Source organism: Nocardia sp. NPDC003693, assembly GCF_053981095.1.
Genome location: NZ_JBSFNO010000004.1, coordinates 210147 through 232753, shown reverse-complemented (window position 1 = coordinate 232753; position 22607 = coordinate 210147). Strand labels below are relative to the sequence as shown.

The window sequence follows — 22607 nt, the reverse complement described above, 5'->3', positions numbered from 1 at the left end:
CTTGTCGGCCAACCGGTTTCGATACGTCTACACGGCTGCGGCAGCGGGCCGTTCGGCCGAAGGCTTGCGCGAGTCGATCCTGGCGATCACGCGGTGACCGAGAGTGTGACAGGGCTTCTCGATGAAACGGTAGGTGAGCGCGGAGATCAGCAGCGCCGACGTCACCCAGGTCAGCAGGGTCAGCCACTGAGCGGGAACGCCCAGGACCGACGTGTTCCAGCGCGGGATGGCATCGAGGATCAGCGCGTGAACCAGGTAGAGGGAGTAGCTGATTCGGCCCAGGTAGAGCAGCGGGCGGGGGAACGAGTAGCGGCGCAGCAGCAGGAAGGCCGCGAACATCACGTAGGCGGGCAGGATCGTCAGGGGCTGTTTGACCCAGGTGACCCACACGCCGGTAATCGGATCGACGACGGCCGGAACCAAGGTGCTGACGCCGAAGATCAGGCACATGGCGAAGGCGAACACCAGCCACCCGCGCGGCGCGGTGATCTCGCCGGCGGTCATGCGGTAGAGCACCGTGCCGACGAACATCGTGGCGAGGTAGCCGAAGGTCAGCACCGAGGCGCCGGGCTGATTCAGGAACAGGGGCACGGCGATCACCGAGATCAGGATCGCGGCGAGCGCGGCGCGGCGGTCGGTCGCCAGGCACGCGAAGACCGTCGCCGCGGTGATGGTCGCGACGACCACGATCGAACGGGTCAGGGCGCCGGCGTCCGCGCTCGTGAGCAGTGCGGGCGGCAACAGCGCGCCGGGCACGATCAGGACCAGCGCGCCCACCGCCAACGGCACCGACCGGCGATTGAGCCGGGCGATGAGCAGCAGCGACAGGATCAGATAGAACACCAGCTCGTAGGACAGCGACCAGGAAGCGCCGATGATCTGGATGTCCCAGCCGCCGATGAAGAACTGCATCATGGTCAGGTTCGCCAGGAAGTTCAGGACCGGCTGATCCCAGAACGGATCCGGCAGTTCATATCTGCCGAACGAGTTCAGTAGCATCGCCGCGACCAGGCAGGCCCAGAACAGCGGGAAGAGCCGGAAGAACCGGCCGGCCCAGAACGCGCCCAGCGAGCGGCCGCGTTCGAGCGAGGCCGGAATGATGAATCCGCTGACGATGAAGAAGACGAACACACCGAACTCGCCGAGTCCGAAATACGCCTGCGAGAAGCGGAAATACTCGGGCCAGAGCCGCTCGGAACAGTGCTGGACCACCACCGCCAGAGCCGCCAGGCCGCGCAACGCGTCGAGAAACTCGAATCGCCCGGAGCGACCGCGCGCCACTGGTTCCACGGGGGCGACCGCGGGCGCGATGGGGCTGTCGACTGTCATGAGGGAAAGCCGCCGAAATGTCGGGACATATTCAACGAGCTGGAACCGGGGCGGCGCACAGCTGAGATTAGTAGCACGCTGGTCGCGGTTGCACCAATCCAGACGAGACGGACATCAAATCGGGCTGCCGAACCGGCGCACACGGACGGTGGAGTGGCCGAACGTGTTCCAATCCGGGCCGGGTACTGTCTGGCATTTATGGGGTATGACGTTAGTTTTCATGCGATCGACATGCGGATGATCGAGAGCAGGGTGCTTCCGTACATCGCGGGGTACGGGGATGAACGCGATCTGGATGATCTGATCAGGTTCGGGGTGGAACAGGCGAAGGTCCGATTCCGGGCGAACGGGTGGGCACTGGGCGCTATGCAGGCGCTCGGCGGCAATGACGGCTTCGACCCGCACCTGTACGTGTGGGGCCGCCCCTATTTCATTACCGCGCAGTCGCCGGAGGATGTCGCCGAGGCGGTGCTGCAGTACAACCGGTGCACGGTCGATCAGGTGGATCAGCTCGCGACGCATCAGCTGTCGCTGCTCGATCGGCGGCTGCCCGGCCACGTGCGGCCCGATACGGAGGGCACGCTGCCCGCGGATCACCACCTCGCCGAAGAGGTCGGCGGCCATATCGTGCTGCTGCGCAACGCTGTTCGCGCACTGCGGTCCGGGCAGCCGTTCGTCAAGCCGGACGGCGAGCGCGCCGATCCGGGCGACATCCTGGTCGGGAACCTGCAATTCGTGCTGGTCGAATTTCTCTCGTACATCCTGCCCGGCTGGATTCAGCGCGGAAAGGCGTGGCCGACACTGCTCGAGCGCACCGCCGAATTGGACGGCTACTCCGGCCTGGTCGACAACTCGGCGTTGCTCGGCATGCTGCAGTCGGAATTCCCATCACTCGAATGGCAAGCCAACTACACGATTCCGGCCAACTACGAGGTCGGCGGATACGTCAGCCCCGCCGCGGTGAAGTTGACCCGCCAGTGGCTGGCGCGCAATTCCGACGAGCTGCTAGCCGAGGAGGAGGACGGCGACGATTACCTCCGGACCGCGCTGCGCAAGACCGACGAGGCTCTCGCGCTGGCGGCGCGGATCGGCGGCGGGTTCGTGGAAGCGGCGGAGATCTATATTCCGATGCAGGGGAAGATGAACTGAACCGCCGGGTCTAGAGGTACCTGTAGACCGAGTAGTCGCCGTCCTCGCGGACGGCGATCAGTTCGTATCCGATATCGACCGTCCCGGCCCGCATCGCCGCCGCCAAGGCGGGCCGGGTTTCGAGCGCGGCGGCGAAATCCGGGTCGGCGGCGAGCATCCCGTCCAGGTATTCGCGTGAGCCCTGGTAGGCGCTGTCCTCACCGAACTCCCGGAGAACCAGGTGGTCGCTCACGTCGGCGTCTGCGGGTACGTCGAGCACCACGTCCACGGCGAGCAGGCTCGCCGGGCCGGTCTGCGCGATCAGGTCCAGGGTCCGCTCCCGCGCGGCGGGCCAGCGATCGCCTTCGGCGAGTACCAGGACTTCCGCGTGCTCGGCCCGCGAGCGCGCGACCTCGATCCGGAGGTTCTGCCCGGCGGCATCGGCGGCGAGGACAACCTCCACTATCTCCCGATGGATTCCGAGTAGATTTCGCAATCGCTCCTCGGGCAGATTCGCGATGATCTCGCCGTCGACGGGCTCGGCGTCCAGCAGCCGAGTCTCGATGTCCGCGTCCGTCTCCAGATCGAAGGCGGCGCACGCGAGTTCCTGCGGCCATTCCGCGGAACTGACGAATCGGAACGCCTCCACGGTGGCGGCGGCGACCGCGCGGAATTCCGCGTACGCTCCCGGCCACGGGATCATGCGGAACCAGTTGTCCATGCCCTCTTCGGGCTGCGGTTCGGCCCATTCCCCGAAGTTCCACATGTCGACGCTCCCCCGCCGCCGCTGCGGGTCCGACTGGGCACTGTCTGCGGCCAGCGCGGTTTCGCACATCAGGAATTCGTCGAACCTGAGGAACCGCGCGAACCTGTCGGTCTCGCCGCCGACGACGTTCCCGATCATCAACCGGCTGTTCGCCGGCAAGGTGAACAGGGTGTAGGCGAGGGCGTCGGTGAACCACTCCCACAACTCGTTGCGCACCCCCGCGGTCTCCGCCATCGGGCTGCCCCCGGACGATGAGAACAGGTCCTCCATCGACATCGTCTCGACAACCGTCCGCCCGTCTTCGAAAGACGTACGGGTGACGGTGAATTGCGATGGATCGAAGTCGCTCACGTCGAAGGCTTCCTGTGCTCGAGCCTCGCGCAGGTCGTGCTTCCAGTACTTGCTCATGAACCCTCCCCGGTTCGAACCCTTCACCGACCGAGGGGTTCTCGGCATCGGTTATAGCAGGGCTCGGCAAGCCTCCCCGGAGGTACCTCGGCGGCGCCCTACGGCTGCGACTCGGCCCAGTTAACCGGGCGACGGCTGCGTCCGCCCACCGCTTCGGGGCATCCGAAGTTGACCATGGTCGGGCACCCGATGATGCTGTACGCGTTATGGATTCGACAATTGAACCGGTCCGGCGGACCCAAGAGCGCATTCATCGTCGTCGCCGGGTGATCTTCGGTGAGCTGCCCGAGCGGGAGCGGGAGGCGATCGTTGACGAGACGTTCGAAGTCTGGTCGGAGCATGTCGTCGGGAACACTCGCGCCGAGTTTCGCGAGCACCGCCTGTTCGATGACACGCGGCTGCACCTGTTCTATGGCGCCTCAGGCGAACTCGCGGCCTTCCTGAACTTCACGGTCGATCCGATACCGGTGTCGGGACGCAAGCTGCTCGTGGTGTCGTGCGCGGTGATGAGCAGACTGCACTACCGGGCCATGGTGCCGCTCGCGACCGCTCTCACGCAGGAGATACTGCGAACGCGTCTTACCTTCGCTCGCCACGAGCTCGCCTACAACGCGGTCGCGTCCTCGCCGATTTCCTTCGGTACCCTCACTCGTTTCACACCGGAGTACTACCCTCACGTCGACGGCCGGGTCGCTCCCGCATACATACTCGACGCGCTGACCGAAGTGGCACACCGCCGAGACTTGGTGATCGACGACGACGATCCGTGGATCCTGCGCAGTGATGCCGTCATCCGGCATCCGGACCGTATTCGTGCGTCCCGCACAATGCAGAACCCCGACCGATACATCCGATGGTTCCTGGATCGCGCACCCAACTGGGATACCGGCGAGCTCCTGATGATGTGGATCCCACTGACATTCGGCAACGTCTGCACGGGCCTGATGAACCTGGTGCGCCGCCGCCCGATCGGCTGATTCTCGGGCACGAGCCCCTTGCCGCTCGATCCCCGCGCACATCCGGTCGCGTCCCGAATTGGACGCGCTGCGTAATCTCCTCATGCCGGACGACCCGGCGGACCTGCGGGAGAAGAGTACAGACGTCGGGTGGCCACCCGATGGGCGATTCGACCGGTCGGTCACGGAACCGGCGGAAAGGTCCGGAAACGCAGAGACTGCTCCCCGACAGTCCGCCCGGGGGAATGTGGATTGCCGCCGAGCAGCGGCCGCTACTCGGGCAGCGGGCGCTGCCCAACGGCGGCCACCGCGCTATTTGGCGGCTTTCAGAACCGCGTTGGTGCGCGAAGGTTTCCGCTTCAGCATCTTCTCGACTTCTCGACGGCGCTCGGCGATCTGCTCCGACGTGAGTGTCACCCGCGTGACGCGGCTGGGTCCCTGTATCAACACGCCCATCACTCGCCTCCTCGCACAATTGCTCTATTGCGGGACATATTACGCGTGTCGGGGCGTCCGACACCAACGATGTGTGCGGTGGGCGCGTCTGTAACCAAAAATTCTCCAATGCCTTTCGTCGCCACGGTTCGACCGAGCTACCGTTTCGGGCATGGGAGCGGCATCCCTCGAAGCCCTGAGAAACGCTGTAGAGCAGTCGTGGTCGGCTGACACGGCCGCCGGGTCCGGCTGGTCCGAGGTCAATCGCGCGAAGGGCCAGTGCGCGGTCACCGCCTGCGTGGTTCAGGACTACCTCGGCGGAGAGATCCTCCACACAACTGCGACATTGCCCGGTGGCGAGCAGGTTTCGCACTATTTCAATAGTGTCGCCGGCAGGGTCGTCGACCTGACGCGAGCGCAGTTCCCCACGGGTACCCGGTTTTCGGATCCAAGGCCGAAAACGAAGGAATTCGCCTCGACTCGCGAGTACTGCCTGTCTTACGACAGCACGAGACGGCGGTATGAGGCGTTGCGTGAGCGCGTCACGGGCCATCTCCCCCGGCAGGATTAGTTCGGACATCCACATCCTGAGCAACTCCGCTGCCTCCGGAACGAACGAATGCGGCTACAGCTCGCGAATGAGCACGTCGAAATGCGGCGCATCAGGCCAACTCGGGCGCAAAGCACCGACCTTCCGCCACCCCCACTTGCGATATGCCTGGTAGGCGCGCTCGTTGGCCGGCTGGACGAGCAGCGTCGCACGGCGCTCCGACCGCGCAGCGAGCAGTTTGTCGTGCAGCACGCGAGCAAGTCCATGGCCGGTGTACTCCGCGCACACCATGATCTCGCTGAGGGCGAAGGTTCGTGTTCCGTCCTCGGCGATGAACTCGTCGTGATCACCCTCGTCGAGCACGAGCCCCGACCACCACCGCGCATTTACTCCGAGTGGCCAGCCCCAGGTCTGGCCCGCAGGCGCACCGTTGACATATGCGAGGACCAGTTCGAACCCGCTGCCGCGGGCGGGGTCGGTATAGGCATCGAACCTGCGCATGAATTCGGCTGGTGATTCGAACGAGTCGCCCGATGCGATGGCGTCAACGTACGACCGGCGGTAGATATCCTCGACGACCTCTCGGATTTCGCGTGCCCTCGTGGCCGAGCAGTGTTCGAATGTCAGCCCGGCCAGTGGTGTACTCATGATGCGATCGCCTTTGTGAGAGAGTCGAACCGGCCGCGGAACTCGTCACCGAGCGCGAGCCCGTCGACTGCCGATCGGACGGGCTCGAGAACCTTCAGGGTTCGCGTGGACGACACGGATGCAAGGCTCGCCAGGACCGGCAATCCCTCATCAACCGCGCCGCCGACATCACCGATCTGCGCCCGCGCTGCGGCCGACCACGCGCTGAGATGAATCGCATTGCGTGTGCTCGCTTCCTGATGGGACGCGGCACCGTAGAGCACGTCACTGTGGTTGAGAGCTGGTACCGATTCAGCCTACTCAGCTTGTGGCAGGTACCGCACCTGCCCTGACAGCTCGCTATTGCAGCCAGATTCAGGTACGGATGCCCACGCGCTGACTCAGGTCGCGAACATCGCTGCGCATACCCGTCGGCGGCTTCTTCAACAGCTCCCTAAGCATGTCGCGGGCGAAGCCGTTGTATCGGATCGTTTCGGGCGCAGTCTGTTCCGACTTCACCAGCATCGTGAGGGCGGCGGTGTCCTCGTCGCGTTGCATGTGGGCACGGGCGACCTCGATGAGGTGGCGGCCACGCCGTGGCACCGAGACTATGTGGTCGGGGGCGATCGAGCGGGACGCGCGCAGGGCCTCGCCGGGCTGGCGGAGTTCGACGCCGAGAGTTGTTGCGTGTGCGGCCATTACCGGCTGGGAGAAGCTGGTTTGTACGTGGCGGTAGGTGGGGCCGAGCTGCTGGGCAATGTGGCCGGCCTGCTCGAGGGCATGCCAGGCGTCGCCGGAGCGGCCTCGGCGGCCGTGGACGTGGGCGATCTCGAACTCCAGCGCTCCGGCTATGCCGTGCCAGTCGTCGGGGGTTTCGGGGCGGGTCAGGTAGGGAGCGAGTTGGTCGATCGCGTTGCGGGCCAGTGCGATTGCCTCCTCCCACCGGCCGGATTCGCGAAGCGCCTGCACCATCGCCCACGCGCTGCAGGCGATCACGTAGGGGTCGTCGGCCTCGTAGCCCTCGTTCACCGCGCGGTCGGCGACCATCCAGACCAGCTCGGGGGCGGGCTGGTAGGCGACGTAGAAGTCGGCCAGCTGATAGACGCCGGCCAGGGTTCGGCGGGCGGCACGACGGTCTTCGACTGTACGCGCGGCCGTCTGGGCATCTCGGATCAGGCCGGGCAGCAGCGCACCGAGTTGCGAGCGGTGGTCGGGGCTGGAGTGGCGGATCCGCCACGCTTTGCGGAGGCGCTCGGCAAGGTGCTCCGCATTGATCGGCCGGTCATCGGGGGTGATGCGGTAATCGGTCAGGGCGGCCTGTACATCGGAGAGAGCCGAATGCCGTTCCCCCGCGAAGACGGTGACCGGTACGGCGTGATCATCCCCGGTAAGGGTGGCGAGGTCGTCCAGATCGAGGACGCGCGCGACGCGCAACAGCAGTTCGAGGCTCGGCGTCCGTTGAATTCTGCCGTTCTCCAAGGCTTTCAGCCATTCGGCGGACCGGCCGATCTGCGCGGCCAGTACCGGCCGCGCCATTCCGGCGCGCTCCCGGTACAACCGGACTCGCTGACCAATTTTCGAAGGACCTTCGGAACCACTCACGGGGACCACCTCCTGGTCGTGTTCTCACGACAATCGCCAGCGTAACGGCATTGGGGGTACGTTCGTACCCCTTCGCGGCGTCGGCCGGGCATACGTTCCACAGTGCCCGACGTCGGTCAGATCACCGGTCCCCGGCGCCGGGTGCACTCCAACACCTTCCAGGGACATGGAGAACACCCGACATGGAAATCATCGTTGTCGCCACCGTCATCGCGCTAGTGCTGGTTTCTCTCCGGAGCCGAGCGCTACCCGACACCGATCGCGCTCACCGCTCGAAGCGGTTGACCGTCGCCGGTATTCAGGCAGGGCTCGCCGCCGAATCGGCACGCAACTACGTCCCGGTCTACAGGGCCGGGTGAGAATCAATGGCCTTCACCGAGCCCGAAGCGAAAGTACTTGGCGCACTCTCGATCCTGGACTCGTCACATTCACTGACGGTGCGGCAACTCTGCCGCGCGACTCAGTTGCCCGAAACATCGGTGCACCGGGCACTGCTCCGGCTGTCGCGTATCGGACTGGTGTTGGGCACCTCCCAGGGCTCCACTCGATGGCGCTGCACCGACCGCGGCCGGCGCGCGATCACGCGACCCGTCTACAGCGACTACGCGGGGACACGACCATGACCGGCTACGCGATCGGATTCCTCCGTCCTGACCTGTGCGGACCGGTACGACCCGAAGACGAGGCGCGCATCCACGCGCTTGCCGCCGAGTTCGGGCGGTCACTGATTCTGATGTACTACGGAGACCCAGGCCGACCGGGCGGCGCGATGGTCAACCGCCTGATGAATCTCGCCTACGCCGTGGACGCCAACGAGGTGATCGCACCGAGCGCGAACCACTTCACGCCCGGTGACATCGCGGCACTGGTCAAGATCACCGACGTGGTCTGCGTGGACACCGGCGCCAGATACACCGCTCGCAACACCCGTATCCCCGCCGAATGACCGACCCCCGAAACGACGTTGAGGCTGGAATCGCCTGTGCGATTCCAGCCCCAACGGAGTCGGTTCGTGTAGATACACGAGGAGTGGAGCTAAGGGGATTCGAACCCCTGACCCCCACACTGCCAGGGCGTAATCCGCTGTATCACACCGTCTAGACCGTATTGAATTGTCGACGCACACAATGCATTACGTCCAATATGTCCAATGCGTGCGAACGAGTGATCGAACGTCCTAGAACACTTCTAGGACACGGTCGAACGCTTGTTCTCCCACGTCAGACACATGTCGGACGCCCGGAATAGGGTGTGATCTGTGACGGACGAACATGGCGGCGCGACTGATGGCGGACAGCGCGTGACGCGGGGAATCACCGTCACCGACGGATCGGACCTGCGGATCGGCCCGTTCCACATCGAAGTCAACATTGACACCGGCGAGACGACCGCTGCGCCGGTCGATGTCCACCTACGAACGGACATGTGGCCCTACTGGCTCGCCGAGGGAATCGAGGCCGTGATCGACGTCCGTCAGTACGCAGCCCTGATCCCGGCGGCGGTAGCCGCCGACGACGGCCCGGCGATCGACGCCGCAATGATCCGTGAACTCCGGTCCTCCATGCGTGCGGTGTGCGCCGCAGCGTTCGCGGTGGACTCGTTCTACGCGTCAGTGAAGGCGCGGTCGCCGCAGCACCCCGACGCCGACCGATGGCGGACTAACCGGACACCCCGCCACTCGCAGGTGTTCGAGACGTTCCGATACCACCTGAAACTCGACAACGCGACGTCGAAGGAGACGAAGAAGCGGATCACGCAGCTGTTCACGATCCGGGACGCGGCGGTTCATCCGGGATCGGAGTTCAAGGAGCCGGTGTACCGCCCGGACGTCAACGCGTCCGTCGACTGGCACTTCGGGGTGTTCACCGCTGACAACGCCGTGGCGTGCGTCGCGATGATCGTTCAGATGATCGACCGGTTCGAGCCACGTCTCCAACGCGGCAGTGCGGAACTGGCCGGGTTCCGGTCGAAGGTGCGGCCCGCGATGGACCGGGTTCTCGATCAGTACGAGGCCGTGGACGGCCTTCCCGCAATCGGGCGTGCGGTGCCCCCGACAGTGGAGCCGGTACCCGCTGACGCCTGACCCGTAGACGACGGACGTCGCCCGGGCGAGTTCCGCGTCACCAGGGCGGCGTCCACCATCGGGAACACAACACCGGGATCGAGCGTACTGATCGGCCGGTGTACGTCGGTCTTCTGAAAATTCGGTCAAATTCCCTGGCGTGTCGAATTCGGATAGTGCAGGTCGTGATCGTGGCAGGGTGCGTCAGACGGACTAGCGCAGCGTCCGGCGATCGAGGGCGTTCCCGCAGCGGTGGGTCCGGGGAAGCCGCCAACCCTCGATGTCCACAACATCGCCCGTGTCCGATTCAGGTTGCAACGCCGACACCGATCCCAAGGATTGCGGGCCCGCACCCGCCGCGTTAGGAGCAATCGCGGCGGGCTGTTCGAGCCGGGCTACGGACCATCCCGCTGCGGAACGTCCGGCATTCGTCGGTGTCGCGGATGCGGCAGATGGGCGTTGCGTCGGACGTCGTGGCGGCATGGCACGGGCATTCAGAACGGATGACGCAGGCGGTCTACGGCCGCGTATCCGACGACCGACTCGCAGCCGCCGCGCTCACGATGTCAGCGGCCGTTGGTAACCGCTAGGACACATCTAGGACAAATGGTTTCGTCAGGACATCCGCCAGAACGAGAAAAACCCTGAATCCTGTTGGGATTCAGGGTTTTTCGTTGTGGAGCTAAGGGGACTCGAACCCCTGACCCCCACACTGCCAGTGTGGTGCGCTACCAGCTGCGCCATAGCCCCGAACTCTGCGCTCGGTGTCCGAGTGCGGGGATGAAGTTACACCATGACCTGGGGGTCAGGGCAAATCGCGTGGACCCGGGTGCCGGCCGTGGGGCGAGACCGCGAGCACGAGCCGGCGAGAGGGTTAATGTTGGGCTACATGGGACACGGTTGGGGCGAGAAGGTCGTGGGGGGCATTCTGCGACTGCGGTGGGTGCTCATGGGGGTCGGGCTCTTCGTCATCGTCGCCGCGCAGGTGGTTGCGGGCGGGTGGCTGACCAGGTGGGACGTGGGGGTTTTGGAGTGGTTCGTCGCGCACCGGAGTGACGGGTGGAGTACCGCGGCTCGGGAGTTCACGTTCTTCGGGAACCCGGGGCGGGCCACCGTCGTCGCAGCAGCGGTTGCCGTATTCGTGGGGTGGCGAGCCAAGGACTGGCGGGCGGCGGTCTTGATCGGAGGCACCGTCGCGGGGGCGGCGTTCGCGGGGGCGATGCTCAAGCAGGTGCTCGACCGGTCGCGGCCGCCGGCCGACACCCGGATGACGGTCGTGACCAACATGTCGTTTCCCTCGGGGCACGCGGGGGCCACCACCGCGCTGGTGGGCGTGGTGCTGCTGACGTACCTGAGCACCCGGCCGGGGCGGTTGCGGGCCTGGGGCGCAGTCGCATTGGGGGTGGTGTTGGTCATCACCATGTGCCTCACTCGGCTATACCTCGGGGTGCACTGGCTCACCGATGTGGTGGGCGGCACCATTCTCGGCGGCACCGCGGTCGCCATTGCCGCGGTGGCGCAAGCCCATTGGCGGCCGCGATACACCGCCGTGCCGGACAAGGGCGGTGCCGGAAATTCCGCAGCGCTGGAGAAACCGCAGGCCCGAACCGCGCCGAACGATGTTCGAGGCACCCGCGGGGACGATGACGCGACCAACCAAACAGACGGTTTCAATCGTCGCTGAATGGCCGTCAGATGACTTGGGGCGGAAGAAAATATCGGGGCGGCCGTTCTGACGCCCGCGTACACTCGGCGGTGATTCTGGTTCGTCCGACAAGCCGTCCAAGGAGGCCGGCCGGCGAACCATCCGGGGTGGAGGGATCGCACGCGCTTGAGGCTGATCAATAACCGTTACGAGCTCCGCGAACTCGTCGGCCGAGGGGGAATGGCCGAGGTCTGGGGAGCGTGGGACAGACAGTTGCGCCGCCAGGTCGCGGTCAAGGTGCTCGATTCCGGGAGTCTGCCGCCGCTCGAACGAGATGAGCGAATACAGCGGCAGCGCTTCGAACAGGAAGCCCATATCGCCGCGCAGATGAACTGCCGCAATATCGTGATGGTCCACGATTCCGGCATCTTCACCGAGAACGGCAGACGCTACCCGTTCCTGGTCATGGAATTCATCCACGGCAGAAACCTGCGCCAGTATTTGCGGGACCAGCAAAACACTTCCCTGCCCGCGCTCTTCCGCATTCTCACCGACGCGCTCGAGGGCCTGGTCTACGCGCACGCCAAACACGTCGTGCACCGCGACATCAAACCCGAGAACATCATGATCTGCCGCGACGGCCCGGCCAAGCTCGCCGACTTCGGCATCGCCATCGAGATGCGCGCCACCATGCGCAGACTCACCCACGATCAGCGGGCCCTGGGCACCCAGCCCTACGCCGCCCCGGAATACCTGCACCACGGCGAGATCACCCACCTCAGCGATGTCTACTCCTTCGCGGTGGTGTGCGCCGAGGCCCTCGAATTCGCCTACGGCGGTGAGCCCCTGCCCACCGATCTGCGCTTCGAACTCGATCGCGCCCGCTCGCTGGACCCGGCGCTGCGGCATCGCTCGGCGGCCGAGTTCCAGCACCTGTTCCGGCAGGCGATCGACCGGGCCATGCGCCCGGTTCGCAATCCCCCGCCCGAACTCGAGACCACCAAACGCATGCAGACCACCCTGCTGACGCCCGGCGACACCGGCCATCTCGACCCCGAGCCGCCGGCCCCGGCGCTGCCGACGCACACCACCTGGCAGTTCCTGACCGCGCCGATGATCGAATCCCGCCAGCGGATTCTCGCCGGGCTGCATCGCGACGACTTTCGCATCATCGGCGGCGTGCTGGCCACCGCCGTCACCGTGGGAATCCTCACGGGCGGACTGGCTTTCATCCTGCTCACCTGGGTGTGCGTGCAGGTCGTGAACTTCGTGGGAGGCTGAGCAGTGAATCGACCGACCGGCGCCGGGTGGCAGCTCTACGTATATCCCGGCTCCCGGGCCTCCACCTGGCTGCGCCGCGCGTTCCGCGTCGGCGCTGTCGCTTTCGGCTGCACGATCGTGCTGCTCACCATCGCCGTGCTGAGCTGAGGTGCGGCCGATGCGAACCGTGTGCCTGAACTGTCTCACCGAGTTCAAGTACGACCGCGAGCACAACCGCTGGTACACCGTGATCCGCCAGCGCAACAGCGGGCACGCCAAGCAGATCGAAACCTATTTCGACAAGCTGAATCTGCGCTGCCCGCGCGGGTGCGAACTCGATCCGGTGACCCTGGACCACCCGACGAAGGTGATCGGCTTCGTGGGCGAATCCGCCTCGTCGAAAAGCCATCTCATCGTGTCGATGATCCACTCGATGATGAACGACCCGAACCTCGCGAGCCGGTACTCGTTCATCGTCTCGCCCAAATCCGCGAGCCTGTGGACCCAGCTCGAAGCGCGGCTGCTGGACCGGCGCGCGCTCGACGCCACCGGGCCGCGGCGCATGACCATGGACATGACCCAGCGCTCGGACGGCATCACGGTGCAGACCCAGCGGCAGACCCAGGGCCACGTGTGGGCCGGGCTCGAACAGCGCAAACCCATTCTGGTGACGGCGTATTCGCTGCACTCGGCGCGCGCGGTGAACCTGGCGTTCATCGACGTCGCGGGTGAGGACATCGCCGACGGCGCGGTGGCGGCGCGGGTGAGCCCGCATCTCACGGTGGCGGACTTCCTGTGGTTCGTGGTGCCGTCCACGCTCAACAAGCAGTACCTCGCGCTCATGCGCGAGCACGCCGGCGACGAGGATCAGGAGAGTCTGACCAACGCCGTGGAGCATTCGCAGACGGTCGGGCGCACGACCCTGATGATCGATCAGATAGCCAAGCTGTGGCGGGCGGCGAACTCGTTCCCCATCGACCGCCAGATCGAACCGCCGCGCGTGCACGTGTCCACGATTATCGCCAAAACCGATCTGCTGTCGCTGATTCCGCTGCCGGAGATCAACATGGTCGCGCCGCCCGCTGATTGGGCGGACAGCCCGATCAGCGCCAACGGCGCGGGTAACTCCTACGACCCGGCGCAGATCACCCATCGGGCCGAGATCACGCGCGGGCTGGTGCGGCGACTGTTCCCGGCGGTGGATTCGGCCTTGAGCATTCACTTCCCGTGGAACATGTACTTCCCGGTGTCGGCGGTGGGCTGCGGAAAGCGCAGCGACGGAACCTATCCCGTGTTCAAGCCCTACGGAGCGGCCGACCCGGTGGTATACATGCTCGACATGATCGACGACCTGCGGATCCGCGCATGACGGGTTACGCGCAGCTGGTGTGCGGCTGGGCCCTGGTGAACCTGGAGTCCTCGGGCGCGGGGGTCGGGGTGGTCGCGCGGTCCGGGAACTGGCCCGCGGCATTGGGATCCACGGTTCGCGAGCTCGGCCAGCTGGTGTCGCCGGTCGAGAACGCGCCGGGATTCGTGCTGGAGTTCACCCTCGCGCGCGGGATCGCGGTGGCCGGGCTCAAGACGCCCTCCGAGGTGCGGCCGGGGACCTGCGTGACGCACCTGGTCGCGGGTGAGCGCGGAGCGTTCGACGGCGGTGTCGCGTTGCGGCTCTTCGAATCCGGGGCGCTGGTCACCTCGCTGCAGGACGGGGTGTCGCCGACCGAGCATTGGCCCGTGGCCGCGGCGGAGCCGGACGAGGCGTTGTTCGAGGGCGCCGCGGCGGCATCGCAGGAGCAGCCGTGGCTGCCGGTGCTGGTCGGGGCGGTACTCGCGCGGCTGGCCGGGCAGGGGCCGCCGATCGCGCTGCACGTCGAGCAGGTGCGCGACTCGGTGACGATGCTGAAGGCGCTGTACGGGGTGCTGCCGCGACATCTGCTGCGGGAGTTGACGTTCTCGACCGGGCCCGAGTATTCGCCGGAGGCGCCGACGATCAGCACGGTGGTCGGGTGGGACACGCCGCTGCCCGCGGGCCGCCATGCCATCAATCCCGACAGTTACGTGGAAGCGGACGCCGAGACCTATCCGCGCCTCGGCCGCGATATCGTCGCGCACCGCCGAGCCGGGCTGGCGGTGCCCGCGACGCTGCGCAGCGTGCACGACGTCCGGCAGTGGTGCTACCAACAGCATTTGCGCACCGTCGAACCCGCGCTGCTGGACGACGGGCAGTTGGTGCGGGTGATCACCGATCCGACCCTGGGCCCGGACTGGTTCATCGAGCAGGCCGTGGCGCGCCGGGCCGTGACGCTGGCGATCGACAACCCGGAAGTGGCCGCGGCGCTGGCCGCCATCGACCATCACACGGTGGTGCTGAACACCTTCGAGAAGACGCTGACCGACTACGTGCTGGCCGACGCGCGCGGGCACGCGCGCGCGACGCGGGTCGCCGAGCAGCTCGGGTTCGATATCAGTGCGGTGGTCGTGGAGTCCTCGTTCCGGCGGCTGGAGAACGGGTCACTGTCCGCGAGCGACGCCAAAGTCGTATGGCCGCAACTGAAGAAGGACTGGGCCACCGGGGAGACCGAGGAGCGCAACCGGATCCTGGACCAGGTGCGGCGTCATCGCGCGCTCCGTGAGCACGCCATCGCCTCGCCCGACCGTTTCCTGGTGTACGAGACCATTCGGGCCGAGATCAGCGATCCGGCGGTGCACACCGGGTCGAGCCAGCTGCTGCGCTCGGCCATGCACTCGCACCTGGCGATCGTCGCCCAGCTCCTGGTGAACGTCTCCTGCAACAGCCGTGATCGCTATGTGCTGGAACAGATCCTGGCGTGCGCCCCCGACGATCAGCTGCCCCGGCTCGTCGCCGAATGCGCCAAGTACCAGGCCGTGGACGCCTTCGAACTCATGAAGGCCGTCACCCTGGTCAAGGCCGAACCCGAGGAGCTCGTCGCCGCCCTGAAGCCCGCCTGGCGCCGGCTGCGCGGCTGCCTCGGCCTGCCCGAGGCCCTGGAGGCGGTAACGACGCTCGACGCCTCGCCCGCCGCACCCGCTGCCACCGCGAACCGATTCGGCTTGCGGCTCAACGTGTTCAACCGCAATCGCACCGACGGCCTGTGGAGCAAGGCGGAGGTGGCGGGCATCCTGCGCGCCGCCGTCGACGACCGCCTGGTCATCGAGGAGCACTTCGAGATCCTCAACGCAGCGATCGCCGCCGACATCGACTACGTCGCCGGCTGCATGGCCGAACGCTCCCAATCCACCAGCGGCGCCGCGATTCTCGCCCAGGTCCTGACCTGCGCCCCCCACGACCGCCTCCCCGCCCTGGTGACCGCCTGCGCCCGCCACGAGAACATCAATCCCCACGCCCTGATGCGCGCCACCTGCGCCCTGGACCTGGACTCCCCCGCCCTGGTGGACCTCCTGACCCCCGCCTGGCCCCACCTCCGCCGCCACCTCAACCTCCCCCACCGCGTGGCCGACATCCTGACCCTCGACCCCGCCGCCGCCCACCCCCCACGCCTCCAGCCCCTCCCCACCCCTCCCAAACCTCGCCGCAAACGCTTCAGCTTCTGAGACCGCCCGACGGAACGCTCGCCGCAGGCACACCCATCCCGGCCCGTTTTGCCCGAATCCCTTGTGCGCGAACCGGACCGGATGTGACGCCTGTAACACGCGGACGGCGGGCGTCGAAGAACAGTGCGGTGCCGCGCTCGCGCGTGGCACAGACAATCGGGGGCGGTACGGGAACCGGTCGGTTCGTCATTGCCTGCGGTTCCGAGTACCGAATTGCCGGGAGGGCGAGCGCTGTGACGTCGATGTTGGTCAAGGGTCAGAATCTGCCGCTGCCGGACGATGCGCTCCGCATCGACGTCGTGCTGGGCTGGACCGAATCGGAGATCGAGGTCGACGCCTCCGCGCTGCTGCTGGGAGCCGATCGCACGGTCGGGTCGGACGAGGATTTCGTCTTCTACAACCAGCCCGAATCCCCGGACGGCTCCGTGCGATTCCTGGGCCGCAGCGCCACCGAGGAGGGCGCCCAGGCCAGGATCTCCATCGATCTCTCCGAGGTGCCGGACAAGGTGCACACCGTCGCCCTGGTCGGCAGCCTGACCACCGGAACCTTCGGAGATCTGGGCAAGCTCGCCCTGCGGGTGGTGGACGCGGCGGGCGATTCGCTGGCCGAGTACGCCACGGCCGATGCCACCGTCGAGTCGGCCTTTCTCTTCGGTGAGGTGTACCGCCGCGACGGGGCCTGGAAGATCCGCGCCGTCGGACAGGGCTGGGACTCCGGGCTCGCCGGACTGGCAACGGATTTCGGCGTCACCGTGGACGACGACGGCGAGGAACAGGCCGAGATCACCGGCGACACCGCGAACCTGATCAAGTCGGCCGTGATCGAGGCCGGTGACACGATCGCCGCGGAACCCGTTGCGAGGCAGCCGGAGCAGCCGAGTGCTCGACCCGCCGCGAAGCCGCGCGGTGTGCGCACCGCCAAGCAACCGCCGAAGAAGGTCAAGCCGATCGAGTTCAAGTTCGCCGAGCTCGAATCCTGGCAGCCCGCCCGGCTGTTCTCGGTCGTCGGTGTCGGCGCGGGTGAGGAGCAGGAGGGACGCGCGACCTCCGCGCTGATCGCCACCATGCAGGCGGTGCGTCCCTTCGCCCGCGCGGTGTGTGCTCGAATCGGCGCTCCGGCAGGGTCTTTCGAGGGCTATGTCGAGGTTCAGTACACCAGGGGCGAATCGAAGGTCATCCCCGACGCGGTGCTCAAGGTATCCCGGGGCAGTCGCATGTGGACCGGCCTGCTCGAGGTCAAGACCGGCAACGGCAAGCTCCGGCGCGAGCAGCTCGAGAACTATCTCGATATCGCGCGCAGGCAGAAGTACGACGTGGTGGTCAGCCTGTCCAACGATGTACCCGCGAGCGCGGGCGAACTGCCGGTCCAGGTGGACCGCCGCAAGCTGACCAAGGTCGCGCTGCGCCATCTGTCCTGGGCGGAGGTGGCGCACGAGGCGCGAATGCTGCAGGCACACGGCGGTATCGACGATCCGCTGCAGGCGTGGATGCTCGGGGAGTTCCTGCGCTACCTCGATCATCCCCGGTCCGGCGCGGTGGAGTTCGTGGACATGGGGCGGCACTGGGTTGCCGTGCGCGACGCCGTCACCGCGGGCACGCTGCGCGGGGGTGATCAGAAGGCGCTCGCGGTCGCCGACACCTGGGTTTCGCTCTCCCGCCATCTGGCGCTGCGCTTGACCGCCGAACTCGGCGTCACCGTCAAACATGTACTGCCCCGCCGGCATCGCGCCGATCCCGTCGCACGCAATGCCGCGGTGGCCGAGCGGCTGGCGGCCGACGGCAGCTTCGAGGCGGTGTTCCAGATCCCCGATACCGCGGGCGATCTGACGGTGTGCGCCGATCTGCGCGTCAACAAGGTGCGCTGCCGGACCACGCTGGACGCACCGAACGAGGGCACCGCGGGCCGCCGGGTGTCCTGGTTGCTCAAGCAGCTCGAGGACGCACCCGCCGACCTGCAGGTCGAAGCGGCGTTCTCGGGGCAGAGCACCCCGGCGTGCGAGCTGCTCGGCACCCTGCGCTCGGATCCGAAGTCGTTGACGGCCGGGCGAACCGGGGACATCACCTCGTTCGTCCTGCAGCAGACCTTCACGATGGGCAAGGGCCGTTCCGGAACGGCGGCGAGCTTCATCACGAGCGTCAAGGCCGCGACCGACGCGTTCTACGGCGCGGTCGTGCAACCGCTGCGCGGGTGGGTTCCCGCCGCACCCAAGCAAAGCGAGCCGCGTGCCGCCGAGTCCGGAGACGACGAAGACGCCTGACGATCCGCCGTTTGCGGACGGTTTGCTCAAAGTTGTTCTGGGGCAGGTGGATTGGGTTGGGCGGTGGTAGAGTCCGGCGGGGTGCCGGTACTTGGGCCGGCGGGTTATCAGGAAGGGGCGGGGTCTTGTCGGACTTTCAGCCGGGCAGTGTCAAGTTTCTCGAGGTTCGGAACAAGTACCGGTCGCTGCAGATCAGGGAAGTGCTGTGGGGGCAGGAGGGGCGTGACGTCGCGTTCGGATTCGGGACCTCGCTGCGGTACGACGTGCGGTACCAGGAGGGGCAGTTCCCGGCGTTCGAGGCCGCGGGCGGACATCTCAAGCAGCTGGACCTGAACGCCGGAGGGTCCTCGGACGACATCAACTTCCCGCAGCCGGGCGATAGCGGGGACGACTCCATCGTCTACGTCGCGGGCTCGGGACGGCGCGGCGCGCTGGTGCGGCTGGCGGCCGGCACCGTCGGGTCGGTCATCGACCTCGACGGCATCGCGGGCGGAGCGCCGGGGCAGGTCGTCGCCGCGGTCGAGGACGAGACGCTGGTCATCACCCTCAGCCTGAAGTAGGCCGGTGTGGGCTCCGGCCGGCGCAGTGTGCCACTGCGCCGAACCGGGCCGTGCCGCAACATCTTCCGGGATCGACGGGCAGCCCTCAGCGCGGGGTGACCGTGGTCGGCAGACTCGCGAAACCGCGATTGTTCGAGGAGTGCACGCGCTGCAACCCGGCGGGGTCGATGTCGTAATCGGCGACCGCCGCCGCGATCTCGCCCAGTGCGATGCGCAGCTCCAGCAGCGCCAGATTCGAGCCGAGGCAGTGGTGCCGGCCGCTGCCGAACACCAGCGACGCGCTCGTGTCCCGATCCAGATCGAAGGCATCGGGGTCGGCGAAGACCTCGGGATCGCGATTCGCGGCGCCGGTGAGCAGCAGAATCCGCGCCCCGGACGGAATCGCGACGCCGTGCAACTCCAGCGCCTCGGTCGTGGTCCGCAACTGGCTCTGCGAGGACGGATCCCAGCGCATCGACTCCGCGATCCAGTCGTCCACCCGCCCGCCGAGGGCCGCCCGCCGCGCGTCCGGATGCAGCCACCCCGCGTGCCAGGTGTTGCCGAAGGTCAGCATGGCGGTCTCGATCCCCGCCCCGACCAGCAGAATCAGAATGCCGACGATCTCCTCCGGCGTGAGCCGGTCCGCCCCGTCGGCCGCGCCGAGCAACCCGGACAGCAGATCCTCGCGCGGGGATTTGGCCCGCTCGATCGTCAATTCGGTGTAGTACCCGACCAGCGCGCCGATGGCCGCCATAGCCTCGGGCCGCAGATCGGTCGACTCGGCGTCGGTGTACATGATCTCCATGCCGAGCTTGCGAATCATCTCCCGATCCGCCTCGGGCACCCCGACCAGCTCGGAGATCACATCGGTGGGGAAAGGACCGGCGAAATCGGTCATCAGATCGAAGCTGCCGCGCTCGAGCAGCGGCTGCAGAATCCCGCGCGCGATCTCCCGTAGTCGCGGCGCCAGACCCTGCACCCGATGCGCGGTGAACGCGCGCAACACCAGCCCGCGCAACCGGGTGTGCTTGGGCGCGTCCATGGCCACGAAGGAGAAGAAGTGCTCGGCCTGCGGACCCCAGAACGCGGGCTCCATTCGGATGCCGTTCACACTGGAGAAACGGTCGGAATCGCGCAGCGCGGCGAGCACATCGGCGTGCCGCGAGAACGCCCAGAAATCGTCGGTCTCGTTACGGTAGACCGGGGCCTGCGAACGGAGGCTGGCATAGTAAGGGTACGGATCGGCGTGCACATCGAAGTCGTACGGGCTGTAGCTCGGCACCATGATCGAAACAGTAGTCCAGATGGATTGGGGGCGTTGTGAACTCGGAGTCCGCAATGGATCGGATCGACACCACCAAACCGCACCCCGCGCGCCGGTACGACTACTGGCTCGGGGGCAAGGACAACTTCGCGGCCGACCGGGAGTCCGCCGACGCGGTCGCCGAGGCCTTCCCCACCGTACGCCTGGCCGCGGTCGAGAACCGCAATTTCCTGCGCCGCGCCACCGCCTACCTGGCCCGCGAGGCCGGCATCCGCCAGTTCCTCGACATCGGCGCGGGCCTGCCTACCGCGGGCAACGTGCACGAGATCGCCCAGGGCATCGCCCCGGAATCGCGCATCGTCTACGTGGACAACGACCCGATCGTGCTGGCGCACGCCCGCGCGCTGCTGCACAGCTCCCCCGCGGGCAAGACCGCGTATCTGGACGCCGATCTGCGCGATCCCGAACGCATCCTCACCCATCCCGACCTGCTGGCCACCCTGGATCTCACCCGGCCGGTGGCGCTCATGCTGGTCGCGGTCCTGCACTTCCTCCCCGACGACCAGCAGCCCTACGATCTCGTCCGGCGGCTCTGCGAGGCGCTGCCCTCGGGGAGCTACCTGGTCATGTCCCACGCGACCAGCGATCACCTCGAAGCCGAGGACCTGGCCCGCACCACCGAGGCCAATCAGCGCAGCGGGGTGCCGTTCCAGCTGCGCTCGAGCGCGGAGTTCGCGAAATTCTTCGCCGGCTTCGACATGGTCGCCCCGGGCATCAGCGCGGTGACCGAGTGGCGGCCCGAGATCTATCGCCCGCATCCGCGCGCCGAGGCCGTCTCGATGCTCGGCGCGGTCGCGCGCATTCCGTAACGCGCGCCCGGCGACACCGAGCGGTTCAGAGCCGCCCGGTGTCCTTGAGCACGCGACGGGTCTGCGCGAACAGCATCCCCACGTTCACCGCCTTGCGGCACACCACCACGATCACCACGTCGTCGCGGCTCTCGGTGCGAATGAACAGGTGGGTGAGGTTGTCGCTGTTGACCAGGATCTCCTGAAAGTAGTGCCGCTCCTGGCGAATTCCGCGGCGCTCCTTCCAAATGTCCTCGATCATCACCACATTGCGGCCCTGGAACAGATCCAGCGTCGCGGCGGCGAGCAGATCCAGCACCTCCTGCGGATGGTTGTCGACGGTCTCGACCGCCAGCAGCATGCCCGTCGACATGTCGATCGCACCCGAGGCCAGGCAATCGGGCACCTCGGTGCGCAAATCCTTGACCAGCACCCCGATTCGATCCGCCAGACTGGCCGTACCGGGTCCGTTGGGAGAATTCATGACGTCCTTTCGGGTTCGCGCGCGGTCCGCGATCAGGCGCCGATCACCGGCTGTGGAGCGCGCGGCAGCAGAGTGTCGTTGATGCCGCTGGCACCCCGCCGGCGACGCGGCAGCATGGAACGGCCGGGACCGCCCCGTGCGGGTTCGGCCTCGCGCGAGGGTTCGCGAGCCGGCGCCCGCACGGGCGGCGCTATGGCGACCAGGTCGTTGTCGAGAAGGCGAACAACTTCGACGGTCACCCCATACAGACTGCGGCACAACAGCATCGCGATATCCCGACAGCTGTGCCTGCCGTTCACCCAGAGCAGGATGTCCGCCCACTGCCCACCGTCCGGGCCGCGGAGAAGGGCGCGGCCCGGATCGGTGAGCACCAGTTGGTTGCGGTGCGGGGAGACCCGGCCGTGCGCCAGGGCGCGCAGCCGCCGCTCGGTCTCCGACAGCAACCAGCCGGGTTCCACACCGGGAACTGGCGGTACAGGGTGGTCCGGCCACCTCTGGCCGGCGGGCAGCTCCTGCCAGGTACAGTCGCCGATCCAGCCAGAGGTGAGTGCGAAGGCGCCGTCGAGCGCGGCCATCAGGGCGACCACGCGCAGGTCGGCGACGCCTCCGCAGGTACGTCCGGGGCGCGAAAGCAATTCGCGCACACCGGGAGCACCGGGTGTTTCGATGGCGACGACCTGGCCGTGCACGATATAGAGGTCGCCACCGGGTTCACCGGAGACGCGCAGAACTCCGGTGCGTGCGGTGGTGGCGGCGCGCACCAGCTCCGCCACCAATTCCCGGGTGGGCTCTCGCCCCAGTGCCAGCAATCGTCCCGACTCGGCGAATGGCCCCGTCGTCATGTTGGCGCTCCTGGGAATAACCGCACTGACA

24 protein-coding genes and 1 tRNA gene are annotated in these 22607 nt (G+C 67.0%); 15 read left to right on the top strand and 10 right to left on the bottom strand.

All coding sequences use genetic code 11. The annotated features are described in order from the left end of the window. Nucleotides 1–27 precede the first annotated feature (27 nt). Complete coding sequence (locus tag ACWDOP_RS07940; RefSeq protein ID WP_456344452.1) at nt 28–1329, bottom strand: acyltransferase family protein; 1302 nt, start codon at nt 1327–1329, stop codon at nt 28–30. 153 nt (nt 1330–1482) lie between these two features. Here ACWDOP_RS07940 and ACWDOP_RS07935 point away from each other — a divergent pair, with 153 nt between their 5' ends. Then, nucleotides 1483–2478 carry a hypothetical protein gene (locus ACWDOP_RS07935; RefSeq protein ID WP_456344451.1) on the top strand — a complete coding sequence of 332 codons (996 nt, stop codon included), beginning with the start codon at nt 1483–1485 and terminating at the stop codon, nt 2476–2478. Between the two features lie 10 nt (nt 2479–2488). Here the strand turns inward: ACWDOP_RS07935 and ACWDOP_RS07930 are convergent, their stop codons facing one another. Continuing rightward, entirely contained in the window at nt 2489–3631 is a 1143-nt protein-coding gene (locus tag ACWDOP_RS07930; protein ID WP_456344450.1) for a TY-Chap domain-containing protein, read from the bottom strand. A 206-nt stretch (nt 3632–3837) separates the two neighbouring features. On the opposite strand from ACWDOP_RS07930, the gene ACWDOP_RS07925 reads away from it, so the two are divergent. After that, nucleotides 3838–4608 carry a hypothetical protein gene (locus ACWDOP_RS07925; RefSeq protein ID WP_456344449.1) on the top strand — a complete coding sequence of 257 codons (771 nt, stop codon included), beginning with the start codon at nt 3838–3840 and terminating at the stop codon, nt 4606–4608. 291 nt (nt 4609–4899) lie between these two features. Here ACWDOP_RS07925 and ACWDOP_RS07920 read toward each other — a convergent pair whose 3' ends face one another. Beyond that, entirely contained in the window at nt 4900–5043 is a 144-nt protein-coding gene (locus tag ACWDOP_RS07920; RefSeq protein ID WP_456344448.1) for a hypothetical protein, read from the bottom strand. A 151-nt stretch (nt 5044–5194) separates the two neighbouring features. Between ACWDOP_RS07920 and ACWDOP_RS07915 the strand changes: the two genes are divergently transcribed. Beyond that, nucleotides 5195–5593, top strand: coding sequence for a YunG family protein (locus ACWDOP_RS07915; RefSeq protein WP_456344447.1), 399 nt, complete (start codon nt 5195–5197; stop codon nt 5591–5593). Between the two features lie 54 nt (nt 5594–5647). Here ACWDOP_RS07915 and ACWDOP_RS07910 read toward each other — a convergent pair whose 3' ends face one another. The 3 genes from ACWDOP_RS07910 to ACWDOP_RS07900 all read right to left on the bottom strand — a co-directional run bounded on the left by ACWDOP_RS07910 (nt 5648) and on the right by ACWDOP_RS07900 (nt 7801). Beyond that, nucleotides 5648–6220 (bottom strand): GNAT family N-acetyltransferase, encoded by a 573-nt coding sequence (locus ACWDOP_RS07910; RefSeq protein WP_456344446.1) that lies wholly within the window; start codon nt 6218–6220, stop codon nt 5648–5650. After that, nucleotides 6217–6483: a hypothetical protein gene (locus ACWDOP_RS07905; RefSeq protein WP_456344445.1), complete on the bottom strand. Its 267-nt coding sequence runs from the start codon at nt 6481–6483 to the stop codon at nt 6217–6219. The genes ACWDOP_RS07910 and ACWDOP_RS07905 overlap by 4 nt, the downstream gene beginning before the upstream one ends. A 91-nt stretch (nt 6484–6574) precedes the next feature. After that, nucleotides 6575–7801, bottom strand: a complete 1227-nt coding sequence (locus ACWDOP_RS07900) for a helix-turn-helix domain-containing protein (RefSeq protein WP_456344444.1) — start codon at nt 7799–7801, stop codon at nt 6575–6577. A gap of 182 nt (nt 7802–7983) precedes the next feature. On the opposite strand from ACWDOP_RS07900, the gene ACWDOP_RS07895 reads away from it, so the two are divergent. The 4 genes from ACWDOP_RS07895 to ACWDOP_RS07880 all read left to right on the top strand — a co-directional run bounded on the left by ACWDOP_RS07895 (nt 7984) and on the right by ACWDOP_RS07880 (nt 9884). Continuing rightward, nucleotides 7984–8160: a hypothetical protein gene (locus tag ACWDOP_RS07895; protein WP_456344443.1), complete on the top strand. Its 177-nt coding sequence runs from the start codon at nt 7984–7986 to the stop codon at nt 8158–8160. A 6-nt stretch (nt 8161–8166) separates the two neighbouring features. Then, nucleotides 8167–8424: a helix-turn-helix domain-containing protein gene (locus ACWDOP_RS07890; RefSeq protein WP_456344442.1), complete on the top strand. Its 258-nt coding sequence runs from the start codon at nt 8167–8169 to the stop codon at nt 8422–8424. Beyond that, nucleotides 8421–8747, top strand: coding sequence for a hypothetical protein (locus tag ACWDOP_RS07885; RefSeq protein WP_456344441.1), 327 nt, complete (start codon nt 8421–8423; stop codon nt 8745–8747). Before ACWDOP_RS07890 ends, ACWDOP_RS07885 begins: the two co-directional genes overlap by 4 nt. 312 nt (nt 8748–9059) lie before the next feature. Continuing rightward, complete coding sequence (locus tag ACWDOP_RS07880; RefSeq protein ID WP_456344440.1) at nt 9060–9884, top strand: hypothetical protein; 825 nt, start codon at nt 9060–9062, stop codon at nt 9882–9884. A gap of 656 nt (nt 9885–10540) precedes the next feature. Here ACWDOP_RS07880 and ACWDOP_RS07875 read toward each other — a convergent pair. Beyond that, nucleotides 10541–10613 (bottom strand) — tRNA-Ala (locus ACWDOP_RS07875). A 139-nt stretch (nt 10614–10752) separates the two neighbouring features. On the opposite strand from ACWDOP_RS07875, the gene ACWDOP_RS07870 reads away from it, so the two are divergent. The 7 genes from ACWDOP_RS07870 to ACWDOP_RS07840 all read left to right on the top strand — a co-directional run bounded on the left by ACWDOP_RS07870 (nt 10753) and on the right by ACWDOP_RS07840 (nt 19159). Then, nucleotides 10753–11547 (top strand): phosphatase PAP2 family protein, encoded by a 795-nt coding sequence (locus ACWDOP_RS07870; protein ID WP_456344439.1) that lies wholly within the window; start codon nt 10753–10755, stop codon nt 11545–11547. A 147-nt stretch (nt 11548–11694) separates the two neighbouring features. Continuing rightward, nucleotides 11695–12789, top strand: coding sequence for a serine/threonine-protein kinase (locus ACWDOP_RS07865; protein ID WP_456344438.1), 1095 nt, complete (start codon nt 11695–11697; stop codon nt 12787–12789). A gap of 3 nt (nt 12790–12792) precedes the next feature. Continuing rightward, on the top strand, nt 12793–12936 hold the full coding sequence (locus ACWDOP_RS07860; protein WP_454201412.1) for a hypothetical protein: 144 nt from the start codon (nt 12793–12795) through the stop codon (nt 12934–12936). 10 nt (nt 12937–12946) lie between these two features. Beyond that, entirely contained in the window at nt 12947–14137 is a 1191-nt protein-coding gene (locus ACWDOP_RS07855) for a hypothetical protein (RefSeq protein ID WP_454201413.1), read from the top strand. Then, the gene (locus ACWDOP_RS07850) at nt 14134–16341 is read left to right on the top strand and encodes a GAP1-M domain-containing protein (protein WP_456344437.1); all 2208 of its coding nucleotides are present in this window, start codon (nt 14134–14136) and stop codon (nt 16339–16341) included. Before ACWDOP_RS07855 ends, ACWDOP_RS07850 begins: the two co-directional genes overlap by 4 nt. A 242-nt stretch (nt 16342–16583) precedes the next feature. Continuing rightward, nucleotides 16584–18599 (top strand): TerD family protein, encoded by a 2016-nt coding sequence (locus tag ACWDOP_RS07845; RefSeq protein WP_456344491.1) that lies wholly within the window; start codon nt 16584–16586, stop codon nt 18597–18599. Between the two features lie 125 nt (nt 18600–18724). Then, nucleotides 18725–19159, top strand: coding sequence for a hypothetical protein (locus ACWDOP_RS07840; protein ID WP_456344436.1), 435 nt, complete (start codon nt 18725–18727; stop codon nt 19157–19159). An 85-nt stretch (nt 19160–19244) separates the two neighbouring features. On the opposite strand, the gene ACWDOP_RS07835 is transcribed toward ACWDOP_RS07840, so the two are convergent. Further along, complete coding sequence (locus ACWDOP_RS07835) at nt 19245–20423, bottom strand: cytochrome P450 (RefSeq protein ID WP_456344435.1); 1179 nt, start codon at nt 20421–20423, stop codon at nt 19245–19247. 53 nt (nt 20424–20476) lie between these two features. Between ACWDOP_RS07835 and ACWDOP_RS07830 the strand changes: the two genes are divergently transcribed. After that, nucleotides 20477–21271 (top strand): SAM-dependent methyltransferase, encoded by a 795-nt coding sequence (locus ACWDOP_RS07830; protein ID WP_456344434.1) that lies wholly within the window; start codon nt 20477–20479, stop codon nt 21269–21271. Between the two features lie 25 nt (nt 21272–21296). On the opposite strand, the gene ACWDOP_RS07825 is transcribed toward ACWDOP_RS07830, so the two are convergent. Together ACWDOP_RS07825 and ACWDOP_RS07820 are read right to left on the bottom strand one after the other, a co-directional pair. Next, nucleotides 21297–21734, bottom strand: a complete 438-nt coding sequence (locus ACWDOP_RS07825) for a hypothetical protein (RefSeq protein ID WP_454201418.1) — start codon at nt 21732–21734, stop codon at nt 21297–21299. Between the two features lie 32 nt (nt 21735–21766). Further along, complete coding sequence (locus tag ACWDOP_RS07820; RefSeq protein ID WP_456344433.1) at nt 21767–22576, bottom strand: hypothetical protein; 810 nt, start codon at nt 22574–22576, stop codon at nt 21767–21769. Nucleotides 22577–22607: the final 31 nt, after the last annotated feature.

What these genes read in the sequence shown, in the direction of transcription:
- ACWDOP_RS07940 (WP_456344452.1), bottom strand. Translation starts at nt 1,329, where the DNA reads ATGACAGTCGACAGCCCCATCGCGCCCGCGGTCGCCCCCGTGGAACCA.
- ACWDOP_RS07930 (WP_456344450.1), bottom strand. Translation starts at nt 3,631, where the DNA reads ATGAGCAAGTACTGGAAGCACGACCTGCGCGAGGCTCGAGCACAGGAA.
- ACWDOP_RS07925 (WP_456344449.1), top strand. Translation starts at nt 3,838, where the DNA reads ATGGATTCGACAATTGAACCGGTCCGGCGGACCCAAGAGCGCATTCAT.
- ACWDOP_RS07920 (WP_456344448.1), bottom strand. Translation starts at nt 5,043, where the DNA reads ATGGGCGTGTTGATACAGGGACCCAGCCGCGTCACGCGGGTGACACTC.
- ACWDOP_RS07915 (WP_456344447.1), top strand. Translation starts at nt 5,195, where the DNA reads ATGGGAGCGGCATCCCTCGAAGCCCTGAGAAACGCTGTAGAGCAGTCG.
- ACWDOP_RS07910 (WP_456344446.1), bottom strand. Translation starts at nt 6,220, where the DNA reads ATGAGTACACCACTGGCCGGGCTGACATTCGAACACTGCTCGGCCACG.
- ACWDOP_RS07895 (WP_456344443.1), top strand. Translation starts at nt 7,984, where the DNA reads ATGGAAATCATCGTTGTCGCCACCGTCATCGCGCTAGTGCTGGTTTCT.
- ACWDOP_RS07890 (WP_456344442.1), top strand. Translation starts at nt 8,167, where the DNA reads ATGGCCTTCACCGAGCCCGAAGCGAAAGTACTTGGCGCACTCTCGATC.
- ACWDOP_RS07885 (WP_456344441.1), top strand. Translation starts at nt 8,421, where the DNA reads ATGACCGGCTACGCGATCGGATTCCTCCGTCCTGACCTGTGCGGACCG.
- ACWDOP_RS07870 (WP_456344439.1), top strand. Translation starts at nt 10,753, where the DNA reads ATGGGACACGGTTGGGGCGAGAAGGTCGTGGGGGGCATTCTGCGACTG.
- ACWDOP_RS07855 (WP_454201413.1), top strand. Translation starts at nt 12,947, where the DNA reads ATGCGAACCGTGTGCCTGAACTGTCTCACCGAGTTCAAGTACGACCGC.
- ACWDOP_RS07850 (WP_456344437.1), top strand. Translation starts at nt 14,134, where the DNA reads ATGACGGGTTACGCGCAGCTGGTGTGCGGCTGGGCCCTGGTGAACCTG.
- ACWDOP_RS07845 (WP_456344491.1), top strand. Translation starts at nt 16,584, where the DNA reads ATGTTGGTCAAGGGTCAGAATCTGCCGCTGCCGGACGATGCGCTCCGC.
- ACWDOP_RS07835 (WP_456344435.1), bottom strand. Translation starts at nt 20,423, where the DNA reads ATGGTGCCGAGCTACAGCCCGTACGACTTCGATGTGCACGCCGATCCG.
- ACWDOP_RS07830 (WP_456344434.1), top strand. Translation starts at nt 20,477, where the DNA reads ATGGATCGGATCGACACCACCAAACCGCACCCCGCGCGCCGGTACGAC.
- ACWDOP_RS07825 (WP_454201418.1), bottom strand. Translation starts at nt 21,734, where the DNA reads ATGAATTCTCCCAACGGACCCGGTACGGCCAGTCTGGCGGATCGAATC.
- ACWDOP_RS07820 (WP_456344433.1), bottom strand. Translation starts at nt 22,576, where the DNA reads ATGACGACGGGGCCATTCGCCGAGTCGGGACGATTGCTGGCACTGGGG.